Raw genomic sequence first — 22,786 nt, forward strand, 5'->3', positions numbered from 1 at the left:
ATAGTTGACCGTATTCTATTAATGTTATATAATTAAATCAAGAAGAAACCACAGAGGAGGAAGAAAAAATGATAGCTAACGTCATTAATCAATTAAACGAAAAGAGTATGAAGTACAAAGTAGTACAAGAGCCGAATGGTCTGTCAATGGCTTTTGGTTTAATCACCCAAGGAAACAAGAGTAAGGTTGTCATTACACCAGAAGAAGCGGATATTAAAGTCAATGTTCTGGATACGGAAAAAACACTGGATGAACCAGGCTTCATCGCTTTCTTAGATAAGATTGCTGAATTGCGTTCCGTGCAAGAACAAGAAGCAAAACTGATTAAAGAATTAAAAGGCTAATAGCATTTAAGCACTCTCAGGTTATCGTTGAGGGTGCTTTTTCTTTGGGAGTTATAGATGGAAACAAAGACAGTATAATAAGAGATAACGAAAAAGAAGGCATGTATCTACATACATAAAAAGGGAGCGTGTAAACACATGAATGAAACACTAGGAAAGAAAATGTTAGCGGAATTAATGGATGTATATGACGAGGTAAGTCGGGGCTTGCATCCAGGCAAAGAAAAAGAAGAGATACAACGGGTACTTAGCGAAATCAATATGGCGTTATCTCGAATTCTTATGAATATTCGTCACTGCCATAATGCAGATTGTCCATGTCAACCCGAAAATCTCATCCGTAATTTGGTAGTGATGAATCAGGAGTTGTTGCAAAAACACTTGTATACGAATCAGTTTATCTTTTTAGCAGGTGAATTTGTGAAGGATGGACTTCCTGAAATCCCTAAAGACCAAACGGATATGAAGCATTTAATCGGTTGTATTGAAGACATAACCCGTTCTGGACGTATCAAGACACGATTCTTTTATATTGATTCTAAAACGAAAGAAGTTCGGGATGTAACGTTAGAGTTGTGTGAAACGATTGAGCAATATAATCAAAAGGCAGAGAGAATACGTGCAACAGGCGAGTATGCCATGAAGATTCCTTACGATTACAAAAAGGGGATGGCAGAATACAGCTTTGGTTGTGGACTTTCTCATTATCTTCAAGAAGATATATTTGAAGACATTTCAAAAGAAGCAACGTCCTTAACCTTTCCATTGGCATCATGTAAACTTTCGATGTATACCCATTCAGACGTAACAGACATCTTGGAGTGTCAGAGTGTTTTTGATGGTAAGATTCAGAAGTCGTTAGAAATGCGTTTTGCTTCTTAAGGATTATCCTTTATTTTCATATAGGAAGGGGAATCTAGTATGGAAGTAATATTAATAGTTTAAGCAAACGAATCCAGTCCTAGACTGGATTTTTTTTTGCATAAAACAAGCATATGAATCCATACGCCTGTTATCCTGCCATATGATACTCTTTGAGTAGATTTTGTAAAGCGTGTTTTGCCCGATTAACATGTGATTTAACGGTATTGAGTGGTAATTGTAAGGTTTCAGCCACTTCATTAAGCGATTTATCTTCAAAGTATCGAAGAATAAACACGTTTTTATAATGTTGCGGAAGCGTTTGAAAGGCATGTTGGAAAAGCTGTGAAAACTCTTCGTTTATGTAGGTCTTTTCCACGGTATCCCTGGAAGCGATTTGTAAAACATCCTTTTCTTGAATAACATCAATCCGCTTCATCCTGTAATAATCAATGCAGTAATTGTTTGTAATACGGTTTATCCATGTGGTTATTTTGGACTGACCTTTGAATTTATGGAGATTTTGATACACACGGATTAAAACTTCTTGGGTAATGTCTTTTGCATCTTGTTCATTTCTTGCTTTAAATAAAGCAATTTTATATATCTGAATTTCTGCTTCTTTCAAAAGAGTAGAAAGGGCTTCTTCGTTTCCTGCGTTAATTTCATCTAATGTGCTATTCATTTTGTTGTATGACTCCTATGTACATATTGTATAGTCATTATAAACGTTTTAAGTGTCTATAGTCAATAAAACCACATAAAATAATCGACATAAAACGACATTTTAAAAAATAAAGCTTGAAAGTGATTATTGTCGGAATTATCTATCATAAGTATTGTTACCAAATTGTTACAAATTTTAAATTTTAGTTGTTTTTAGTCAACAATAGTTTTAAACTAAAAAATGGTACACAAGTAAAGAGGAGACAATGTATGAAAAGTAAAACTTTAAAATGTTCGCTATCGATTGCTATATTAGCTACAATGATACAAACAACCCCCTGCATTTGCAAGCCCTGCCAATGTGCCAGTCACACAGGGACAAATCAATACCACCAAAATCAAAATTAATAACCTGGGAACAGAAATACAACAATTAGATAACAAAATCATCATGGCAATGGATAAAACTCAAAAACTAAATGATGATATAAAAGCACAACAAGAAAAAATCCAAGAAACGAAAACCGAAATAGAAAAAGCTAAACAAGACCTTGAGGCACAAAAACAGATTTTTTATGCAAGACTAAGAAATATTGATGAACAATCACAACCACTTATTATTACCTATGCAGAACTTTTGATGTCTTCTCAAAGCCTAACTGAGTTTTTAAATCGTACAGATGCTATTTCGACAATTCTTCAAAGTGATTCTGACGTAATAAATGGGTTAAAAGAGAAACAGCAAACATTACTAGATGCACAGAAACAATTGGACAATGAATTAACTGTTTTAAAGAGTAAGCAAGAAGAATTGGTATTGCAACAAAAGCAAATTGAAGCCGATAAGCAAAAAGTTCTAAAGCAATTAGCCGATTCAAAAAATACGTTGCAACAACAGCAACGGCAGTTATTACAACAGCAACAAGAGCAAGCAAAATTAAAACTTCAACAAGCTCAATTGCCCTATGCTGATACCGCTATGCTAACGTATTCTTCTGATAAAGCGAAAACAGTCATTACGACTGCTGAAAAATATTTGGGCGTTCCATACGTTTGGGGTGGAACAACACCAAGTGGATTTGATTGTTCTGGTTTAATGCAGTATGTTTTTCATTCGATAGGCGTAAATCTCCCAAGGGTTTCACAAGACCAACAAAATGTAGGAACCATGATTTCTCCCACCCAAGTACAACCTGGTGATTTAGTATTTATGGGTGTCCCTGCATTCCATGTCGGCATGTATATTGGGGGAGGCAAATGGATTGAAGCACCCCAAACAGGAGATGTGGTAAAAATTGCGGATTACAATCCATCCATATTTTCTTCTGCTTCAAGAATATTAAATTAAGATATTGTATAAAAGGGATTCTGATTATCAGGGTCTCTTTTTTCTTTTTTGGATGGCAGTTTTTCTTATCCAAAATCATCTTAGGAATAAAAGAAGAAAACCTACCCAAACAGCGAGTAGGTTTTTCTATAGAGAAAGGGGGCTTATCAAATAGTATGATAGATGGAATCCTTAATAGAACGAATTTCTGAATGGGCTTCTTTAACACCGTCATGAATCAATATTTCAACGGTATCATTTTGAAAGCAATGAATGTTCTTATCCTCACAAATAATAATGGAGTCATACTCACAGCAATGAATGACACCATCCACAAAAAATCTATCCTCTGTCCTGCAACATCCTCATGGTCTACAGGATACAAGGAACCGTCCTTTTGCATCTGGTAGGTTTGAAAATAGTGAGGTTTCTCCGCAAACACTTTCTTCGCACTTTCGACATCTAACACGCCATTTGTAATGGTAATCATGATTATCATCCTCCGTTATGTCTCAATCATTAAGTATCTAAGAGACTCCTTGTTTTCTTGAATTACTTTATGTTATGCGGTTTCCCGAAACATATAAGAGGACAGGGTTATTACCGTTCAATCGCTCCTTGCCAGTTCGTTCCATTAGACCAGCTTTTGATAGTGCATTTGGATATCCACAATCTCATTTCCGCAGTTATAACATGAAAGGGCATGTGGTATTTTTTCATAGTATTTACCAGGATAGCTCTCGCATCGATGACAATGCGCATAATAAACCAATTTCATCTCGCCTTTATTCGCTAAATGACGTAAAAATTCATGAATATCGGACAGAGAAAAGGCTTGTTGTATTGTGGTGTCTAATTTTTCATAAATGTCTTCTGGGTTAATGGAGTCTCCTTTCTCATAATTTTCAACCAGTGACAGCACTGTCTTTTCTAAACGTGTATCCGATGATGGAGTGGAGTTATTTTCCTGATGGATATCTTCGTCCTCTTTTAGCTCAATTCTATTCAACAGTTCTTCTTGCTCCAGACGATTTTTCCTTAATAGAAACTCCATAAAGATGCTTATGTCACCTTCGAAGTTTTGAAATAAATCTGCAGATGTCCCGCCTAATAAATTTGTTAGGGAGTATGCCTTGTTTTCAATATGAAGCGTGGCATCAAGAGAAAGACCACGCTTGGCATGAATGGCTTCTTGTATTTGTTCAATGTTCTTTTCCTTTTCTGCTAACTCTTGCAGTTCGGTTAATAACCCCAACAGTTTTTCTCGTTTCGTACACATAAAAGTCAACTCCTATCTGGTTTCATACATCGAGTATAGGATTATTTTTGACTATGGTCAATAATTTTAATAAAATAGCCTTAAATCTATAGATTTATTTTCTTTGCGATGCTATACTAAAAACATGGATGTTCATTAAGAACGTTCTTTTTATATACCCTTTTTTATTTTGACTATAAGCAATAAAAAATAAACATTGACTAAATCATATGGAGGAGTTTAATGAGAACGTACACGATGGAGGAGACATCTGCCTATTCAAAAAAATATACGAGGTCAGATATCCATCCTTTTTTAATGAAAAAACCCTACACCCTTAGGGTTATTGATGTAGAGGAAGATAAAGACTTTCAAAAGAAAGACATTGACCTCTTATGGATATACAAACATAAAGGCGCAGAATTGATGAAGCGAGTGGAAGTAAAAGTTGATAGGTATGATAAAACAGGAAATTACTTTATCGAAACGGTATCCAATTGTACAAAGAATACACCAGGCTGTTTCCTCTATACCGAAGCAGATGTACTCTTTTACTATTTTCCAGGAAGCAAAGAACTCAATGTTTTGCCTATGGCTGAAGCTAGGGAATGGTTTTTAAAAAATCAGCACAAATTTAAGGAAATTACATTGTCTACCACAGGTTGGGATAATGTGCTTTACGAAAGCAAAGGTAAATTGGTTCCGAAGAAGATGATGAACGAAATGGTTGAGGGTGTTCGTGTTTTCAAAAAAGGCGTTTGCATTTTTAAAAATAGTGCTTAATGGAAACCAAACAAAGGCTTTCATGAGATAAAGATACGTAGTAGGTAGAGAAGCCTCTAATTGGTTCCTAAAAGGATTCTAAACAAGGAATTTCAGGGAATACAGGTGCTCTATGTTTCAATAAGACGTTGTATGTATAGGCATGGATAGATTATTCAATCTTATAGGAGTTTATAAACGTGGAAAGCGATAAATTAAAAATTGCGATTCATCACCTTAAAGCGATAGCAACGAAATCTGATTCTTGGGCATCTAAGCATGCTTTGAAAGCACTTGAGTTAATGAATGAACTTAACCAAAAAATGACGATAGAAGATTTGAAATTGTCAGTTCGAGGATATAACGTTCTCAAAAGGGCTGGAGTGAACTTTGTAGATGAATTAAAGGGAATGTCTTATGAAGAAATAACAAACATCTATGGCATGCACATAAAAGTATTGGAAGAAATTGAAGACACACTTGGAATCAAATTTGAAAAGAAACCATTAAGGGATGTATGAAAACTAATAAGTCATAAGAGAATGCAATCATTTAATTTGAAACTGTGAAGGGAGAAACAGATGAATTTAGGAAACAAACCACAAGGCATTTATTTTGAACAAGCACTTCAACATTTCTATAAGCAACATCAGATAGAAAAAATTGTCACTGATTTTGACTTTAACCATCAATGCAAAGTCTACATCGGGAGCGGTCAAATGTTCAATGAGTTTGGACGATTAGGGCTTGAAATGATAGCAGACATTTGTGAAGCGATTAACCTTGATTATTATCTTCCGCAACACAATACGGGCATCAACAAAAAAGATGCAGATTTTCTAATAACCAATGAAATGATTGTGGATGACGATAACAAGGAAGTTGAATCCTGTAACATGCTGTTTAGCCACTTTACGATTCCAGAAGACAGCGGGTTAAGTGCAGAATGTGGACGCTTTGGCTATATGCGAAGCCAATTCCCCCAACGATATATCTGCAGTGTGGCTATCTTAGATGACATTCGGAAGTTATCGAAGCCAAATCCCTTGCAGGAAGGTAAGGACAACCAAGTCATTTATATGAACTCATATACGGCGGGTATCCCTGATTATTTTGGCAATACCCTATATGATTGCTTTGCCTTTATGTATAAGAGCTTACAGGAGCAAGAACTAAAAGAGTGACAGGGATGAACACGATGACAGATGAACAGATAGAATCCATACGTGAACGGTTAACGAACGCCACGGAAGGAGATTGGGTGTCAGGATTAACCTATCTCGTAGCCGCAGTAAATGATGGTTCTAATCCATTTTGGATACCACAAAATATTCCCGCAGGCGAATGTGTATGGTGTAAGGCTTATAAGTTAATCGGTACAAGAACGAGAAACGGTGTCACGGAACATGTTCATGGAAATATAGCGGATGAATCCAGCATCGTAAGTCCATCCGCACTCGAAATAATCACAAGCGAACAATCAGGATTAACCATCGATAATGCGACGTTTATCGCTCATGCAAAACAAGATATACAAGCGTTGCTTGAAGAAGTAGAGCGTTTGAGAACAAAGGAAAACGGAGACAATGGGCGAGTTTAAGAAAAGAAGGTGTCGTTGTGTTTTATGCAGAGCATTTAAAAGGATTAACGAATCATAAAGGAGATGTGTGGAACATGTTAGTGATTGATGGGGTGGTAGGGGTAGGTAAATCTACTTTAATGGAGATTTTGGCAAAAGAGAAGGGGCTTTTGGCTTACGAAGAACCTGTTGTCAATAATCCCATCTTAGATAAGTTTTATTACAATCGGGAACGTTATTCGTTTCCTCTTCAAATCTTTTTCCTCAATGAGCGGTTCCGTCACATTAAACAGGCATCTTTACAGCCAAATGCTGTGCTAGACCGTAGTATTTATGGCGACCTTATTTTTGCCAAAATGCTAAAAGACAACGGTGAAATGTCTGTTGAGGAATTTAATATCTACCTCGATTTATTCCATAACATGATTGAACACTGCAAAGTTCCCAAACTCATGGTTTATTTGGAGATTTCTCCAGAGGAAGCCATGAAGCGTATCGTAAAACGGGGCAGAGACTTCGAACAAGTGGTAGAAAAAGAATATTGGATAAAGTTAAACGAAAACTATCGACAATACTTTGCTCAATACTCTTTTTCGCCTGTTCTTACGATAAATGTAGATAGCCTGGATTTTGAAAACAAAAACGAAGATAGAAAATATGTACTTACGAGAATAGATGAAAAGTTAAGACAAATTAGGACACAAAAAGAATTTCACAAATCTTAAAATCCATTGTTCGGTTTTTGTTGATTCCTAAACTGTCTTATCCATGAAGAGAGAACAATCGCGCTTAAATGATACTTTCTCGCAATCTGCGTATGGCTAACATTTTTTTGTAGGGCTTCCTTTACCACCTTTTCTTTTAATTCTGGTGGATAATGATGTTTCAATTGATAACCGCCTCCTTTTTTCGAGAATTATCTTCCTCTTTTGTGTGGTTTTGGAAGTCATCTGTATTTAACCCTACCCAAAAACACGTTCTTTGAAACCAAATAATACATGATAAATAAAGGAATTTACAGTGGTAATATCTTCTATTCTTACCCACTTATAAGGGGAATCAATCTGTGAGGTGAACGTAATGAAAATTGTCGAATTTGAATGGTTGAAACAAAATAACGAACAGTTAAATGAGGCGGATAAAAAACGGTTGGAAGAATTGCATGTATTCGATTATATCGAGAATGGTGAAATCGATATGCCTCTGACACAAGCGGTACAGATGATGCAAGAAGTGGCTCAAATTGTAGGGAAGTACACAATTTCTAAATAACCAAGGAAGGGAGTTATTCAAATGTTGAAATTTATAATATTTTTTGGGATTCTCTTTTTTATTTTCGTAGTACCTATTTGGATGACGGTGAGAAATTATAAGAAAATGAAAGCTGAACTTGATGAAGGAAATGAAATCGTGGATATTAAACCGTATAGGAGAATATACAATATTTCCAAAGAAGACCGAAATAGTTTGGAAAGTCTACTAAACAAATACGGTTTGGAGATGCATACGGTTATGTCGAAACCAATAAGTCTTGGAAAAACGCATGAATAGTGAATGGGAAGAAAGAAGATTGAGGTGAATACGTTAATGTAGGCGTTTTACCAATGAAAGAAGACGGTTTCTCAATAAAGAGATTACCGTCTTTCTGTTTTTTGTATGTTCAGTTTAAACAAGTAGTAAACAAAATCCTTGCTGTTTTAATGATATCCTTTAACTCGTTTATCCTTTTATGAAAAAGTTTTGTAGTTCTCAAAGCCTCTATGTATTCAGGCTCCAAACTTCCTTCTCCATAAAATTTTCGAAGTCGTTTAAGATTTTCTTTTGCATGGGGAAGGTCAATCCTTTCAATATGAGCCAATTCGCTTTTTACTCTTTGTAATGCAACTGGCGTTAAAATGATAGACATTTTATTTACATTCCTTTCCTCGTTAAATAGAGAGGTTATATTTCTCAACCATACGATGGAAGATAGCATCTGGTTTGATACCTAACGCCATCTTTGCGAGAGAATCCGCTATTTCATTGAAATCATCTCCTGTATGTGCATCCACTTTACAAAAAATCACCTCAATATTGGAATTCTCCTCAAAGAATTTTTGCATCCACTGGTAATAATCTTCGGAAAACTGGTTGTCTCGTTTCCAAAAGCCAGTAGCATGCAGGCACACTCCTTTATAATCGAAGAACAAAACCAGCTTCTTATAGCCATTTTTCTTGGCAAATAAAAGGGCGTTCATCGCACCGAGAAGCTCACCGCCTATTTGTTGCATGGAAATGGCTTGTTTGTTTCTGCCAACACCCTTATCGGTATGAACAATTTTTCCACCAAGTACACACACTAGACCATATGAATAGTTTTTAATATCCGAATTAAAACTACCATCTACGTAACAATGCAGGCAATCTATCGGAAAGGTTGCATCTGCTTTGCGCAAGAAAGGTTCATCCGCTTGTAAATAGGATTCCGCTTCTTCCCTGGTAAAAAATCCCTTGTAATCTGGAGTAACACCGTGTTTCTTTTCGTTTATCCCTTGTACATAACTTTTGGCTTCGTCCCATGTCGTTAGAATAAGATTTTCCACGATTTCCTTAGAGATAGGATTCAATCCTTTTTTAATAGCATAGAAGTTCTTTTTTGCCATTCTTTTTTCGCTCCTTCTGTATGATTGTTCCTTGTTATAGCAACTTGAAACATCAAGACCTGGTTTATTGGTTTTATTATTTAATATACGAAAATTTAACGATAAATATAAGGTAAGTATATAACAAAAAATCTATAAACAAAAGTTAACTTAATTTTGACCATAGTACTTATTACAGTTATACTAATTATTGAGACCTATATCTACTCTTAAAAAAGGAAGGAAAGAAGCAAGATGTCGATTAAAAGGAAGTTACCAATTTATATTGGAGGACTAGTCACCGCATCTTTGGTTGTAGCGGGACTTATTAGTTATAATACAAGTTCCAATTCTCTTATTAACGCTAGTAAGGATGGATTGCACACAAACACGGAACGAACGAGTGTCATTATCAGAAACCTTGAAAAATCCGAAGAACAAATGGCATCTATTATGGCGAATAATAAGCGTCTTCAAGATTTGGTTGTCATGAAAGAACAGACAAATGACCAACAATTTTATACCAGTAACAATGTTTTATTAGGAGCCGTCAACAATTTTCTTAAGGATAGTTTTGCAACGACAACAAATCATGACCATTTCTTTGTATTAGATAACAAAGGAACGGATATTGCGGATAGTCTACCAGAAAATGAGAGGAAAAGCTTTGCAGACCGAGATTATTTCAGTAAGGCTTTACAAGGGCAAACAGCTATTGGCAAAATGGTCATTTCTAAAACCAATGGTAAACCCGTGATTGTCATAGCTGTGCCTGTTAAGGATAGTCAGGGTAAGATTGTTGGGGTGCTTGGCAATTCGATTTTAGCCGATTTCTTCACGTCGAATATCCAAGGGATTAAAGTGGGAACCAATGGAAAAGTATATATCATGGATAGGGATTCAACTATTCTTGGGCATAGTCAGGATAAAACTTGGGTCAACAAAAAGTCACAACGCACTGAACTTTTGGATGCTATGAAAACCTTACCTAACGACAATAACGTGAATGTGTCCACCATAGATGCTGGTACAGGAAGCGATAAGAGCCTTGTCACATTCGCAAATATTCCTGGTACAAACTGGGTTGTTTTTCTCGAAGATAAGTATAGTGATATTCAGAGTCCAGTTCGAAGTCTCATGGTAGAAACGTTATTAGGCTTGTTGTGCTTGGCATTATAATTTCCGCCTTGTTAGGTTTATATCTTTCTAGAATGGTAACAAGTCCTTTATCTCGATTAATGGAAAAGATGAAAGAGATGTCAGAAGGAAACTTAAAAGTTACGATGAACGAAACATATAAGGATGAATTTAAGGTACTAGCAGAAAGCTTCAATACAATGGTGGAGAAAACAAAAACCGTTGTTTCCAATATGCAACGTTCCGTTGAAGTACTTAACCAAAGTACCTCTGAATTAGATACTTCGGCAAAAGAAACATCAGAGTCCATTATGCAAACCACCATAACTACGGCTGAAATTGCAAAAGCGGTTGAATCGCAAGCACATGATGCAGAAGGTGTGGCACAGAGGGTTACACAACTGGGTGATGAAATTAACCACATTAATGAACAAACGGAAGTGGTCAAACATCATGCTGATGATATCATCCAAGTATTTAACGAAGATAAAAAAGTGATTAATAACCTGTTAAAAATCAATCAACAAAGTGCAGAAGAGATGCAAAAAATGTCTGAAATAACCCAAGCGTTAGAAACAACCTCTCAAAACATTGGGGATATCACCAAAGTCATTAGCGGTATTTCGGAGCAAACCAATCTATTAGCTCTCAATGCTAGTATTGAAGGGCGAAGTGGGACGAGGCTTTGCGGTTGTCGCTGATTCAATCCGCAAACTGGCTGAACAATCCTCTCAATCTGTAAAAGAAATAGATAACATTATCAAAGAAACGCAAAACTATTCCAAAGCTAATATTACCAGTATTGAGTCCATGCAAGCTATTTCAAATGACCAAAACCAATATGTAGCGCAAACATCAAAGTCATTCGATGACATTATCAATCGAGTAACCGAAATCGTGAATCGAATCACCTTAGTGGCAGATGAATTGGAAGACATGAAAAAGGGAAAAGATGATGTGATTGGCTACGTTCAAAACGTATCCGCATCTACCGAAGAGGTATCCGCCTCTGTTGAAGAAGTAAGTGCGACATCGGAAGAACAATCGGCAATGGTTCAACAACTGTCAGGTATGGTTGAAACCATTAACAACCTGACAAACGAATTGACCGAAACAGCAAAAATATTCAAAGCCTAATAGTACAACTTCTAAGATTAAGCCAAATTTGAAAGAGACATCCTTATCAACAATAGGGGTGTTTTTTTTTGTGTCTAGCTTGGTTAAATCATACTTGTTCACAATGTAGCGTAATCAATGAAGAGGTTTGTTAAAGATAAATTTTCCGAAACTTAATAGCTGATAATCTGTTAGAAATGATGGGGGCTACTAGATTCAAAGAACAATCGGTTTCAGCAGAAGATGTTAGACTAACAAATATCATGCTTTAACTGACTATAGTTACTGTTGCTACCTTTCCGATTTACCAGTGGATAAGATTATCAGAAAATGGGGATTGGAACAGAACTGCTAAATAAGGCAAGGAAGATTATTGATGAAGAGGTTATTCTTCTGTTATACCCAAGTGCGATGCAGTATTATCCAAAGTAGGTTTGGATAAATTAACAATGGCTTTTTCCTCCGTCAAAAGCGTAGTTTTCTGGATACAATTCGCAACTAACAAAGTTTTTTAGTGGGTATGAGTAGGTAAAAAAAAATACAAGCAACGAAAAATCATTGCTTGTATCTTTGGTGTTTAATCTGTTATTCGCCAAGATTTTGATTCGAGATAGGTTTGATTGCTACGTTTACCACTGCAGAGCGTCCGTTTTTAACGGCTTGTAAGGCTTCTTCCAGTACATTACGAAGTTCTTCTGGTTTTTCTACCCGTTTGGCATAAGCTTGTCCAGTCGCTTCAGCAATCTTTTCTAACTGCATATCATCACCGAAGTTCACGTAGAACAAGTCTTGTTGTTTAGCCAAGCCTTCAGGATGAACGCCGAGTGTAGAAAGTTTAGGGGAATGCCAACCTCTGTTGTTATAAATAACCGTTAGGAATGGTGCATTGTATTTTTTGGATACAAAGTGAACGGATGCTGGAACACTGAATAGGTACGAACCGTCACCTGTAAGAGCGACAACCGTTTTATCAGGATTAGCAAGTTTGGCTCCAATGGAAGCTCCGCCATGCCAACCTAATGAACTAGCTCCGCTACCGAACAATGTACCTGGCTTGTCACGAAGGATATGATTCCATACCACACTGTAGTTTGAAATGGTTTCGTTCATGATAATGGTATCATCATCAAGTAGGTCACGCAGGGTTGCAGTTAGAAATTGAGGGGTGATGTATCCATCAGCGACTTTGATTTTTTCTTTCTCTGCAAACTCTGCACGTATCCTATCGTGCTCTTTAGAGAGGCGTCCATAACGCTCTGTGATTTCTTTCGTTTGTTTAAATACAACTTGTTCTAGGTAGTCATTGAGTTGCTTTAAGGCGACATAAGAATCGGCTCGCATCGGTTGTTCGGCTTCATAATACCAGAATGGAATTTTATCTTTTAACGGGTCAACGTCAATCCAAAAGACTTTTGCATCCTCTTTCGGTTTAACATTGAGCGGAAGCCAAGGAATATCGCTGTCGATAACGAGTACCACATCGGCTTGTTTCAGGTATTCATTGACTCCGAAATAACCTTCATAACCAAGGTGCATCGGATGATTTGCAGGGAAGTTCATATAGTTAGGACCCGCCTCCATAACAGGGAGAGCTAACTGTTCTGCAAGCTTAACCAATTCCTCTACAGCTTTCACATTTCGTCCAAGATAGCTTGTAACAATGAGTGGATTTTTAGCTTGCGATAGAGTGGATGCCAATTCTTTTACTTTCTCTTCGTTAAGCGCAGAAGGGGCAAGAGGGGCAAACTTCTCTTTGTCCACTTTCATACGTGGAACTTCTTCTTCCAGCATCTCACGAGGAGACATCATATAAACAGGACCTTTGGGTTCGCTTTGTGCAATTTGCATCGCACGTAGCGTAAGTTTCTGGATGTTTTTACCTGTATGAACATCATAATCCCACTTGGTGTATTGACGAACAATGGCACGTTGGTCAGGTACATCTTGTAAGTAGTGAATGAACTCATTACGTCCACCTCTTAATTCACCTTCCTGTGTAACAGGGGATGCTCCAGAGAAGATGAAAACAGGGATTCTACCTCTTGTTGCATTATGAATCGCTCCGCCCATATTTTGTGTACCAACATCAACGTGAACAAATACGGCTTGTGGACGACCTGTTACTTGTGCATAACCATGAGCGGCTGAGAGGGCAACCATTTCATGTGGGCAGATAATAATTTTAGGGAGTGTTCTTCCTTGCACATCGGCTTTTGCCCAACTCTCTACGATAGCAGGGTGGTCACTACCAATGTTAGCAAAAATGCAGTCAACTCCTGCGTCTACAAGTGTATCAATCATTGCATCTGCCGTTGTATAAATCGGTGTTGCTTCGTTTAATAATTCTTCTTTTGTTTTTTCATTCGTTGTCATAATGGTTTGTCCTCCTATGTAGCCTATCCTCCACATTTTGTGGTGGATAGACTTGATTGTATTTTGAAGTTATTTTGATTCCTTTACGAACATTACCGTAAAGAATGAAGCAAGCATAATGATGCCACCTAAGAAGATAGCGAGATACCAATGTCCTGTTTTGTCTACAATCATACCGCCAATAACAGGAGATAATACGGCTCCCATTTCTCCAATGAGATTCCACATACCAAAAGCAGAAGCACGATGTTCTTCATCGACAAGTTCGGCTGTCATGGCTTGTGAAATAGGTTGAAGAAGGTTTAGAACTAAACTACAGAAAAAGATAAATAGGCTCATGGCAACGAGTGAGTGACCACCCTGCATGATGTAATAGCCGAACCAGAAGGTTAACAGGGCTTGAACAGGGATGAAAATTAGGTATATCTTTTTACGTCCCATTCCTGATTTATAGGCTTTATCCGCTAACCATCCGCCTAAAGGGAAACCTGCGATACCTGCACCTGCATTAAACAGAGCAAAAAGAAGGGCAGATGTAACGAATGAAGCATGTCCTGACTTGGCAATAATGTCTCCAGACCAGAAGTTGAAGAACCATAGAATCCATAAGAATGGAATAGCACTGATATAAAGAAGTAGAAGGTTTTTGTTTTTCAAAACAGGAGCTATTTGGCTTCCGTTTTTAATTTGAACGACCGCTACAAGGACAAAAGCCACAAGAATTTCAATAATAGCGGTTGTCAGATTGCTTAGTTTGAATTGTTCAGAAAGATAATAGATGCCCATAACTGCGATAAATAAAGGAATGAAAAACTTTAAACATCCTTTTGTAGCCGATAAAAGGTCAATTTTCTCTCTGTTTTCAGACTTGAAATAACGACGTAATCCAATTGAAACAAGAAGGGTTGCGGTTCCGAATGTGACAAAAGGTGCTTGCCATCCATTTCCTACCCCGAATAATTTGTCACCCCACTGCGTGAAAAGCGCAGTTCCGATATAGGCAAGCGTAACCCCAAAGGTTAAACCTGTAATAACAAAACCCATAGCAAAACTACGTTTTTCAGGTGGTGTTACCTCGGCTATCACAGCTCGGTCATTCGAATAAAACATTCCTTCACCCAAGCCTGTAATAACCCGTAAAGCAATAAAACCAAAAAGCGTAAACATCAACCCACCAAACAATGTGGCAAGTGATGCCCACAATAGACTCAATACAATTGTGGTGCGGTGTCCATAGCGGTCACCAATGTATCCACCAGGGAATTGAGTCAGCATAAAACTGGCAAAGAAAAGACCCCCGATTAGTCCTCCTAAAGCGTGCGGATTTGAAGCATGGCTGAAAAACGCCACATGGTGATTAATCATCCATGTTACGACAGGTCCTGTCACGCCACGGTCAGCGGCACTCACTGTCCAACCAAGCATTAGCCAAAGCCATATCTTGTGATAGCTTTGCAATCCTTTTTTGTTGTCTGTCATTTTCATCCTCCTTTTTTTGTTATACGTTCGACAATATTCATTTATAAACGACTAATTGACTAAAAACAATATTAAACTTCGTAATAAATTTTGTCAATAAACAATATGTGATTTTATTTTGCTTATTTTATATTTAAAAAGAAACTTCCTTTATATAATAAAAAATCATTGCTAAAAAACGAGTGAAAAAAGAAGTTTTTTGAGTGGTAGCAAGGTGTGTAAAAATTAAATTACAAGAAAAACCGTTAAATATAGAATATGAGTAAAAAATATTTGACTATAGTGTTTGAATAATTTATAATACAAGTATCAGGTTTTTACTACATACAAATAGGAAAGAAGGAAACATTATCATGTCAATTAAAAGGAAACTGCCGCTTTATATTGGAGGACTGGTTACAGCTTCACTCGCTGTGTCAGGAGTAGTCAGTTACAATTCAAGTTCGAATGCCTTAATGAATCAGGCTAAGTCAGGATTAGCGACAAATGTAGAACGAACTTCCACGATTGTGCAAAACCTTGTAGTCGGGGAAGAACAACTGACAAGTATTCTAGCGACGAACAAAAGAATCACGGATTTGTTGAGTAATACAAGAACCCAATCGAATAACGACTTGTTAAAACAGGGACATACATACTTAAAACAAAGTTTTGATAAAACCACCAATCATGAACGTTTTTATGTATTAGATGCTAACGGAAATGATGTTGTGGACAGCGACCCACAGACTAAAAAATTAAACTTTAAAGACAGAGATTATTTCAAAGGAGCCATGCAAGGAAATATCGTGGTTGGACACATGGTAACATCAAGAGCCAGTGGAAAACCAATTATCGTTGTTTCTGCTCCTATTAAGAACGATAAAGGTGAAGTAATCGGGGTTATGGCAAACTCGATACTTGGTGATTATTTCTTTAACAATTTAGACCATATTAAGCTTGGGAAATCACAAGTATCAATGGCAGATAGGGATGGTACGATTCTCTCATTCCCAATTAAAACGAAAATCAACACCAAAGCTAAACGTCCTCAAATGATGCAAGGAATAAATAGCGTACCAAATGATACGAACATTAACATTAAGCAAATGGATTGGGGAACAGGGAGTGCCAAAACTCTTGTGAGCATATCAAATGTTCCTGGTACAAATTGGGCAGTCGTGATTGAAGACAGTTATGCAGATGTTCAAAGTCCCATTCAATCTCTCTTGTATAGCACACTAGCCGTTGTGTTAATCAGTATCATCGTTGCCGCTTTATTAGGCGTACTTTTATCACGAAGCATCACAATTCCGCTTTCTCGGTTGAAAGATAAAATGAAACAAGTGTCAGAAGGCGATTTGAATGTTTCAATGGATGAAGGTTATAAAGACGAGTTCAAAGTGCTGGCAGAAAGCTTTAACACAATGGTTGATAAAACGAAAACCGTTATTTCCAATATGCAACGTTCTGTTGAAGTGCTTAACCAAAGTACGACCGAATTGGATGCTTCGGCAAAACAAACGTCTCAATCGATTATGGAAACAACAACGACTACGGCTGAAATTGCAAGAGCGGTTGAGTCACAAGCACGGGATGCAGAGGGTGTAGCACAGCGAGTGACGCAACTTGGCGATGAAATCACCAATATTAATGAGCAAACAGAAGTGGTTAAAAAACATGCAGATGACATCATCCAAGTGTTTAACGAAGACATAAAGGTTATTGATAACCTGTTAAAAATCAATCAGCAAAGTGAAGAAGAAATGAAAAAAATGTCCGAAATCACACAGGCATTGGAAACAACATCACAAAACATTGGCGACATTACCCAAGTCATTAGTGGTATTGCCGAACAAACCAATCTATTAGCTCTCAACGCAAGTATTGAAGCTGCACGAGCAGGCGACGCAGGGCGTGGTTTTGCGGTAGTTGCCGAAGAAATTCGTAAATTAGCAGAAAAATCATCGGAATCTGCTAAAGAAATCGACAGCATCATCAAAGAAACCCAAAACTACTCGAAAGCCAATATTGAAAGTATTGAGTCCATGCAATCTATCTCTAAAGACCAAAATCACTATGTTTCTCAAACATCTGAATCCTTTGATGACATCATCACAAGGGTAACGGAAATCGTAAATCGTATCACTGTGGTTGCGGGTGAATTGGACAATATGCAAAAAGGTAAAGATGATGTTATTGGATATACTCAAAACGTATCCGCTTCTACCGAAGAAGTATCCGCTTCTGTTGAGGAAGTAAGTGCAACTTCTGAAGAACAAGCGGCTATGGCTCAGCAATTATCAGGTATGGTTGAAACCATCAACAACCTCACAAATGAACTTGCCGAAACAGCTAAGATTTTCAAAGCCTAATGCAAACCAGTATTGGTCAAAGACATCCTTATAGGGTGTCTTTTTTTTGTTCTTTATATTTCTAATCATCTGTGTTGACCGACATGCTTTATATAATAAACATGGCTAAAAAGAAAAAAGTAAATGATTACTATAGAACAATATATTAACAAATTGACTATAAACAAAAATAGATGGTAAAATGGGGTAAATAGTTTTTGGTAACGATAACTAAGAAGGAAGTAGTTATGTTCAAAACGGCAACATTATCTTGGTTTATTAATTGACTTTGTTCATTCTCATTCCTAGAGAGAAAGTTGATGCCTTTTTACTCATATCGATTAGGGGGAGATAGTTGGAACAGGATTTGATAGCCAATTTGTGCTTATTGCCTATACTGTATTTGTTCTTTTTTGTATTGTTGGTCTGCTCATATGGGAGAAAAAAGCCCGTCTTTACATTTCAATCTCGCTTATTACTTTCCTTATCATAGGTACACAACTATTAGGCACTAGCTATGCCTTAACCAGTAAAGGAATAGTTGATAAAAAACTCTTTCAAACCACATGGTATTCGTTTCAGGACATTATTCGGATTGAGAAGAAAAAGACCCATCTGAGCATTCTATCCACTTAGAAGTTCAAGTCCGAAATGGTGATATTTATTCCTTTACTCTCACAAACTTTAATACAACCTTTCTAAGAACTCATTTTCCCCATTTAAAACAAATAGTTATCATCAACCACCATCCAACGTGTTAGTAAACTAAGAATAGAAGAAAGAGGTAAGATAAAGTAAACGATGAATACCGTAAAAACAAGAAAAGAGACGGAACCAGAAGTTCGCTATTTTTATGAAAATCAAGATGGAGAGGTCTATGAATGCTTCTTTGATAAGCCCAAAAAGAGAGTGAATGCATCATGGATACGGGAGATGGCAAAAATAGAGGAGAGAAACGCTCTTTGTATCGTGATTTCATACGCGCAAGTTCAACGCACCTTAGAAAACAACGAAAACACAATTTTTCGTGCTCAAATAGATTGGTTGAAGCGGTTGAAGATTATCGATTGATGATTGAATAGATTCGATGGATGAAACGAGCCGAGCGTGGGGGTTTTGAGAAAAAATAGGGTGGGTTGAAACAGACGAATAATGAATATGAAAAAAGCTGACACCAGATAGGTAGTCAGCTTTAACTGTTTAGGAATCTAACAAGGAAAATAAATCATCTTTATCAAAATCTGGATTGGTTTCTACCTTAAGGGGTAGCCTGTACAAAAAACGTATGGAATCAGGTTCATCCTGGTACAGAGTTTCAAGTTGTTCATAGTCCTCAAACAGACAAGGGTCGCTTAATCCATATGGATTGGTTTCAATAATGGTAATGCCCTGGTCATTTATATGAACATCAACTACCAATGTATCGCAAGGGAGTAACGACTTTATTTCTTCAATAAATGAGATAATGCGTGCTTTGATGCTATCAACATGGTTTGTAACCCATTCATAATGATTCTGATAGTCATATTGTGTAATGGCAAAAAGTCTTCCGTTTTTTATGAAGCAACGAAATTCCCTTTCAGGTTTAAAATCCATCCATTTACGAGCTACCAGTATGGGTAAATGCCCATGTTCCTTTGCATCTCTGAAATCTACCCATGTTCGTTCACTCAATAAGCAAAAGGAGATAGCTTCCTGTGCTGTCCTGGCTGGACGAAGTTTTCCATTTAAAAAAGCGTCGGAGTCTTTTGGTGAACGCTTATCATTGCGTAAGAAAATGCCTTCAGGGAATACATGAAAAGCGGGAGCAATCTTATTTACAAAGTACGCGAATCGTTCTTGCTCTACTTGTGAGTTGCCTTCTGAAAAGATTAAACTCGAAAAATCATCCCGCTCTTTTTCCGTTAATGTAAAAACGAGAGTGGGGATAGAATATTTCATCAAATCTTCCTTCCAATTAGTCAAAAAGGTAGAGACTTCATAATCCCATGTATTCATTGCTAATTCCTCCTGTTATATCATTTGAGTAACATATAAAGAAAGGGCGTTTAAAGCAATGCCCTTTTATTAGTTAAGCCTTTTTAAACTCCACAATGTATTTAATCTTAACTTGTGAGTCCTTGTACACAATGTACTCATTATGAATCAAGGAACGTCCTTTTTTACCTAAAACTGAATTATAAGGTCTAGGTGCGGTGGTTAAATGTGGTTGAGCATCTTCATACTCTTTAATTTTACCTGTCGCCACATCGCAAACGAATAGGTAGTAAGAGTCACTGCCAGCACCGTTATTGAATCCCCAACAGTAGTTGGCACTCTTACTGGATTGGTCTGCAAAGTAGATTCCAGAGCCAAACATGCTACCTGTATGAACGGCAGATTTCGGTTTGATTTTTAACCCATTCTGCATAATGCTTAGAATATTTTCGTTTCGGGAACCATGAAACAATTCCATAGTGGAGACGTTGTATGGATTGAATTTATCAAAGCCAACCATATCTTCTACTTGAAAAATATCCTGTACATTGATTTTGAAATGGTGGTTATGTCCTTGAGAATTTTTAATGAATTCAACAAGATGTTTGTATTCCTTTGTTCGAGAAGAAAGCGATTTGAGCTTGATATTTAATGCCTTGTATTTCTCCTCTAATGTCTTTTCCAGGTCATTTTGCACTTTGACGACAGAACTCATAACGCCTAACAAATCTTTCTTATCATTAAGTTTTATATAGTCGTCAATAATGAACTTCCTATAATCAACTTTCGTACCAAATATAACGGGAATGATAGAATAAAATTGATTGGAATAATAATCAAGGTTGGTATGACTACCCTTATCCAAAAGCTCTTCAATCTTGTTTAAGATTTCGAGTCCTTTTGAAACTTGGAAGCTGGTTAGCTTGCCTAATGGCGTTTGGATGGAGGACACCAAATACCCTGTAGCTTCTTGATACAATTTTCCAATTAGTTTTAGTACCTTATCATTGATGTTGGTGAGGTTTTGTTTTGGAGCCTTTGTCGTAACCTTAACAGAAGTAGATGGAGAAAAACTGAATCCATCGTCCACATCGATTTTTTCATAGCCCTTCGCTTGTTTCGATGAAAGAATATCTTGAAATTCACTATCTGCTTCCCAACGTGAATGAAAGAATCGTCCTTCTTTCCGTGGATTTTTACCCATCCGACCGTATTCGGTGTAGATACGGTAAGGATATACGCCTGACCCTTCCTGAAGTTCAGCAATATAAAATTTATTTGAGTTGTCCTGTAGGGAAGCATAATTAAGTACCACTCGTTCCGCTACTCGACTGACATTGAAAGTTGGACACTGCACCGAATTAATTGCGACTGCCTTTGCCATAAGTAAATTTCCCCTTTGAAATGTAGTTTTAAAAAACTTCCTGTTTTACATGTAATTTATAGATTATATGCAAATCAAGAGAGGAATAAAAAGACTCCCAATCGGGAGTCTTTTGAAACAAAACTAAGCTATTTTTTTCTGAAATCCTTTTTCTAGTTGTTCATTCATCAGTTCATTGAATTCATTCTGAGCCTCCTGTAGTGTCTTAAATGACTTGGTTTGTTTTCCATGTGTCATTTGACGATTTCCGTAATGAATGGAAATCTTAAAGGGAAGTTCACCCATCGTTTCACTAAGTTCCAGGTTGAAAAATCGTTCGGAATCATTCTGTACAAGGGATTCATTCTGCAGTTCATGTCCAAACATAAACAATGAATCCATGTTAGAAACTGAATTTGTTTTCTTTACCATAATTTATTTTGCTCCCTTTGGTTTTGTCCTGTGAATGTAGTCCAAAAAACCACCTTTTTATGATTGTTCTTTTATTCTATGCAAATAAAAGAGATTTAAAAAAAAGGTAATGCATAAAAGCTAACGGCAAAAGGAAACGCATTTTCTTCACATTTTCGTCAAGATTAATAGTTGATAGCCCTTATTTTTTATGATGAAGTGACCATGGTTACAGATAAAGAAAAGAACTCTTGATAAAATGGATGCTCAGTTAAGAAATTGAGGTACAAAAGTAAGGAGAGGATTAGGAAGAAAGAAATAATAAATGAAAGAAATACTTTAAAGATAATAAAAAAACAAGTAAATAAGTCCTTCAATTTTTACGATACATAAGGAAGGATAGTAATTTTTGAAGCCGATTTTCCCATGAGCTGAGGGGTGAAAGTAACAATGAACATTCGAGTGATGATTGTAGAAGACGATGAAAAATGTTTTGAGGTTGAAAGAGAAGCCATAAGTAATGAAAAAGACATGGAAATAGTCGGAAACGCAAATGAAAAGCAACTGGCTTTAAAAATGGCAAAAGAATTAAAACCAGATGTTATTCTTCTCGATATCAACCTTACAGATAAAGATGACCAGCATGGAATAGATGTGGCGATAGAACTATCCATAGAATTACCTGAAACAAAAATTATAATGTTGAGTGGTCTGTTGAATGAAGATACCGTTCGAAGCACTATGGGAATTGGGGTGGCTTGTAACTACCTACTTAAATCTGATTATTGTAAAATGCCACAAGCCATACGGGATGCCGTTGAAGGAAACAATTCGATTGACAAGACTGTTATTGACTTTATTCTGCAAGACTATCGTAACAGCCTAAAATCAACGATGGTAAAGCTAACAGCTCACCATATTAAGGTGCTTGAACTCTTTTACAGAGGGCATTCCGTTGAACAAGTTGCAGATATTCTCAAATTAGAAACACAGTCTGTGAGAAATCTACAACAACAAATCGGGAAGAAATGTTTGGGTTGGAAATGGCGTTTTCGAAAACTGAGTGCTTTCGAATTGGCGCAACGAGCAAAAAAGTTGGAGATGTTTTAATCAAAATAAATATTGCAGATTCAATCTTACCTTATAGTAGATAAATGGAATTTTGTTGTTTCAAACATC

25 protein-coding genes and 1 pseudogene are annotated in these 22,786 nt (G+C 36.8%); 15 read left to right on the plus strand and 11 right to left on the minus strand.

All coding sequences use genetic code 11. The features are described from left to right. Nucleotides 1-68: 68 nt before the first annotated feature. Together PP175_RS29280 and PP175_RS29285 are read left to right on the plus strand one after the other, a co-directional pair. Entirely contained in the window at nt 69-344 is a 276-nt protein-coding gene (locus tag PP175_RS29280; RefSeq protein ID WP_272443778.1) for a hypothetical protein, read from the plus strand. Nucleotides 345-482: 138 nt separating this feature from the next. After that, nucleotides 483-1,226, plus strand: coding sequence for a hypothetical protein (locus PP175_RS29285; RefSeq protein ID WP_272443779.1), 744 nt, complete (start codon nt 483-485; stop codon nt 1,224-1,226). 130 nt (nt 1,227-1,356) lie between these two features. On the opposite strand, the gene PP175_RS29290 is transcribed toward PP175_RS29285, so the two are convergent. Continuing rightward, nucleotides 1,357-1,890, minus strand: coding sequence for an RNA polymerase sigma factor (locus tag PP175_RS29290; protein ID WP_272443780.1), 534 nt, complete (start codon nt 1,888-1,890; stop codon nt 1,357-1,359). 342 nt (nt 1,891-2,232) lie between these two features. Between PP175_RS29290 and PP175_RS29295 the strand changes: the two genes are divergently transcribed. Continuing rightward, a complete protein-coding gene (locus PP175_RS29295) occupies nt 2,233-3,219 on the plus strand; it encodes a C40 family peptidase (RefSeq protein WP_272443781.1) in 987 nt (328 codons plus the stop codon). Nucleotides 3,220-3,436: 217 nt separating this feature from the next. On the opposite strand, the gene PP175_RS29300 is transcribed toward PP175_RS29295, so the two are convergent. Together PP175_RS29300 and PP175_RS29305 are read right to left on the minus strand one after the other, a co-directional pair. Further along, complete coding sequence (locus PP175_RS29300; RefSeq protein ID WP_272443782.1) at nt 3,437-3,688, minus strand: hypothetical protein; 252 nt, start codon at nt 3,686-3,688, stop codon at nt 3,437-3,439. A gap of 144 nt (nt 3,689-3,832) precedes the next feature. Next, on the minus strand, nt 3,833-4,477 hold the full coding sequence (locus tag PP175_RS29305) for a hypothetical protein (RefSeq protein WP_272443783.1): 645 nt from the start codon (nt 4,475-4,477) through the stop codon (nt 3,833-3,835). A gap of 222 nt (nt 4,478-4,699) precedes the next feature. Between PP175_RS29305 and PP175_RS29310 the strand changes: the two genes are divergently transcribed. From PP175_RS29310 to PP175_RS29330, 5 genes are all read left to right on the plus strand, one after another. Then, nucleotides 4,700-5,239, plus strand: a complete 540-nt coding sequence (locus tag PP175_RS29310) for a hypothetical protein (RefSeq protein ID WP_272443784.1) — start codon at nt 4,700-4,702, stop codon at nt 5,237-5,239. Nucleotides 5,240-5,418: 179 nt separating this feature from the next. Beyond that, a complete protein-coding gene (locus PP175_RS29315) occupies nt 5,419-5,739 on the plus strand; it encodes a DNA-directed RNA polymerase subunit alpha C-terminal domain-containing protein (RefSeq protein ID WP_272443785.1) in 321 nt (106 codons plus the stop codon). A gap of 60 nt (nt 5,740-5,799) precedes the next feature. Beyond that, nucleotides 5,800-6,402, plus strand: coding sequence for a hypothetical protein (locus PP175_RS29320; RefSeq protein ID WP_272443786.1), 603 nt, complete (start codon nt 5,800-5,802; stop codon nt 6,400-6,402). 5 nt (nt 6,403-6,407) lie between these two features. After that, a complete protein-coding gene (locus PP175_RS29325; RefSeq protein WP_272443787.1) occupies nt 6,408-6,818 on the plus strand; it encodes a hypothetical protein in 411 nt (136 codons plus the stop codon). Between the two features lie 74 nt (nt 6,819-6,892). After that, nucleotides 6,893-7,522 (plus strand): deoxynucleoside kinase, encoded by a 630-nt coding sequence (locus PP175_RS29330; protein WP_272443788.1) that lies wholly within the window; start codon nt 6,893-6,895, stop codon nt 7,520-7,522. Here PP175_RS29330 and PP175_RS29335 read toward each other — a convergent pair. Further along, nucleotides 7,519-7,686 (minus strand): transposase, encoded by a 168-nt coding sequence (locus PP175_RS29335; RefSeq protein WP_272443789.1) that lies wholly within the window; start codon nt 7,684-7,686, stop codon nt 7,519-7,521. The two genes, PP175_RS29330 and PP175_RS29335, sit on opposite strands and share 4 nt — an antisense overlap. Nucleotides 7,687-7,868: 182 nt before the next feature. Here PP175_RS29335 and PP175_RS29340 point away from each other — a divergent pair, with 182 nt between their 5' ends. Both PP175_RS29340 and PP175_RS29345 read left to right on the plus strand, forming a co-directional pair. Continuing rightward, nucleotides 7,869-8,069, plus strand: a complete 201-nt coding sequence (locus PP175_RS29340) for a hypothetical protein (RefSeq protein WP_272443790.1) — start codon at nt 7,869-7,871, stop codon at nt 8,067-8,069. A gap of 21 nt (nt 8,070-8,090) precedes the next feature. Next, complete coding sequence (locus PP175_RS29345; protein WP_272443791.1) at nt 8,091-8,348, plus strand: hypothetical protein; 258 nt, start codon at nt 8,091-8,093, stop codon at nt 8,346-8,348. A gap of 109 nt (nt 8,349-8,457) precedes the next feature. Here the strand turns inward: PP175_RS29345 and PP175_RS29350 are convergent, their stop codons facing one another. Next, complete coding sequence (locus tag PP175_RS29350) at nt 8,458-8,703, minus strand: hypothetical protein (RefSeq protein WP_272443792.1); 246 nt, start codon at nt 8,701-8,703, stop codon at nt 8,458-8,460. Nucleotides 8,704-8,725: 22 nt separating this feature from the next. Beyond that, complete coding sequence (locus PP175_RS29355) at nt 8,726-9,439, minus strand: ribonuclease H family protein (RefSeq protein WP_272443793.1); 714 nt, start codon at nt 9,437-9,439, stop codon at nt 8,726-8,728. A 234-nt stretch (nt 9,440-9,673) separates the two neighbouring features. Between PP175_RS29355 and PP175_RS29360 the strand changes: the two genes are divergently transcribed. Both PP175_RS29360 and PP175_RS29365 read left to right on the plus strand, forming a co-directional pair. Next, nucleotides 9,674-10,597 carry a cache domain-containing protein gene (locus PP175_RS29360; RefSeq protein WP_272443794.1) on the plus strand — a complete coding sequence of 308 codons (924 nt, stop codon included), beginning with the start codon at nt 9,674-9,676 and terminating at the stop codon, nt 10,595-10,597. 32 nt (nt 10,598-10,629) lie between these two features. Further along, nucleotides 10,630-11,692: pseudogene (locus PP175_RS29365) on the plus strand (methyl-accepting chemotaxis protein). A 564-nt stretch (nt 11,693-12,256) separates the two neighbouring features. On the opposite strand, the gene PP175_RS29370 reads toward PP175_RS29365, so the two are convergent. Continuing rightward, nucleotides 12,257-14,044, minus strand: coding sequence for a thiamine pyrophosphate-requiring protein (locus PP175_RS29370; RefSeq protein ID WP_272443795.1), 1,788 nt, complete (start codon nt 14,042-14,044; stop codon nt 12,257-12,259). 69 nt (nt 14,045-14,113) lie between these two features. Then, nucleotides 14,114-15,523, minus strand: coding sequence for an MFS transporter (locus tag PP175_RS29375; protein ID WP_272443796.1), 1,410 nt, complete (start codon nt 15,521-15,523; stop codon nt 14,114-14,116). A 353-nt stretch (nt 15,524-15,876) separates the two neighbouring features. Here PP175_RS29375 and PP175_RS29380 point away from each other — a divergent pair, with 353 nt between their 5' ends. Together PP175_RS29380 and PP175_RS29385 are read left to right on the plus strand one after the other, a co-directional pair. Continuing rightward, the gene (locus PP175_RS29380; RefSeq protein ID WP_272443797.1) at nt 15,877-17,877 is read left to right on the plus strand and encodes a methyl-accepting chemotaxis protein; all 2,001 of its coding nucleotides are present in this window, start codon (nt 15,877-15,879) and stop codon (nt 17,875-17,877) included. A 780-nt stretch (nt 17,878-18,657) separates the two neighbouring features. After that, nucleotides 18,658-18,927: a hypothetical protein gene (locus PP175_RS29385; protein ID WP_272443799.1), complete on the plus strand. Its 270-nt coding sequence runs from the start codon at nt 18,658-18,660 to the stop codon at nt 18,925-18,927. Nucleotides 18,928-19,056: 129 nt separating this feature from the next. Here PP175_RS29385 and PP175_RS29390 read toward each other — a convergent pair whose 3' ends face one another. The 3 genes from PP175_RS29390 to PP175_RS29400 all read right to left on the minus strand — a co-directional run bounded on the left by PP175_RS29390 (nt 19,057) and on the right by PP175_RS29400 (nt 21,628). Next, nucleotides 19,057-19,854: an ATP-grasp domain-containing protein gene (locus PP175_RS29390; protein WP_272443800.1), complete on the minus strand. Its 798-nt coding sequence runs from the start codon at nt 19,852-19,854 to the stop codon at nt 19,057-19,059. A gap of 73 nt (nt 19,855-19,927) precedes the next feature. After that, entirely contained in the window at nt 19,928-21,217 is a 1,290-nt protein-coding gene (locus tag PP175_RS29395) for a WGR domain-containing protein (protein ID WP_272443801.1), read from the minus strand. 123 nt (nt 21,218-21,340) lie between these two features. Next, nucleotides 21,341-21,628, minus strand: a complete 288-nt coding sequence (locus tag PP175_RS29400) for a WGR domain-containing protein (protein ID WP_272443802.1) — start codon at nt 21,626-21,628, stop codon at nt 21,341-21,343. 429 nt (nt 21,629-22,057) lie between these two features. Between PP175_RS29400 and PP175_RS29405 the strand changes: the two genes are divergently transcribed. Continuing rightward, nucleotides 22,058-22,717, plus strand: a complete 660-nt coding sequence (locus PP175_RS29405; protein WP_272443803.1) for a response regulator — start codon at nt 22,058-22,060, stop codon at nt 22,715-22,717. The last annotated feature ends 69 nt before the right edge of the window (nt 22,718-22,786 follow it).

This window comes from Aneurinibacillus sp. Ricciae_BoGa-3 (assembly GCF_028421645.1).
In the GTDB taxonomy this organism is placed as follows: domain Bacteria; phylum Bacillota; class Bacilli; order Aneurinibacillales; family Aneurinibacillaceae; genus Aneurinibacillus_B.